This is a genomic window from Streptomyces sp. ADMS (assembly GCF_033441795.1).
Classification (GTDB): Bacteria; Actinomycetota; Actinomycetes; order Streptomycetales; family Streptomycetaceae; genus Streptomyces.
In genome coordinates this window covers 1-485 of sequence record NZ_JAVFVX010000414.1, presented here as the reverse complement: position 1 = coordinate 485, position 485 = coordinate 1, and the positions used below count along the sequence as shown (strand labels likewise).

Annotated in this window: 1 pseudogene; it reads left to right on the top strand. The window is 73.0% G+C overall.

Annotated elements, in window-relative coordinates:
• Window positions 1–485, top strand: a pseudogene (locus tag RB628_RS41330) (mobilization protein); the annotation flags it as partial.

Here is a 485-nt window from a genome sequence, read left to right as displayed (position 1 = left end):
ACCGGAGCCAAGACCCCCACCAGCGCCGAGCGCTTCAAAGCCGAGCGCACCGGCCTCCCCGAGACACCGCGCGAGACGCTGCGCGAAGCCGTCCGACAGGCAGTCTCCGGAGCCGCCAACGAAGCCGAGTTCTTCACCCGCCTTCGCGAGGCTGGCCTGCGCGTCAAGCTGCGGCACGCCCCCTCCGGCGACGTCCTCGGCTACACGGTCGCACTGCCCGGCGACCGCAACCGCGACCGCGAGCCGGTCTGGTTCGCGGGCTCGACCCTGGCCCCCGACCTTTCCTATCCGAAGATCCAGCGGCGCCTCGCCGACGGAACCGCCGACGCGGTCACGATGGCGGAAGCCGACACCGGCCGGTCGGACTGGTCGCCGTCGGCACGGGGGCGTCGCACCGCGACCGGGATCGCCGAGCGCGCCGCGATCCGCCTGGACAGCGACGACGACGATGCCGCAGCCCAACTCGTCGGAGTCGGCGAACTCCT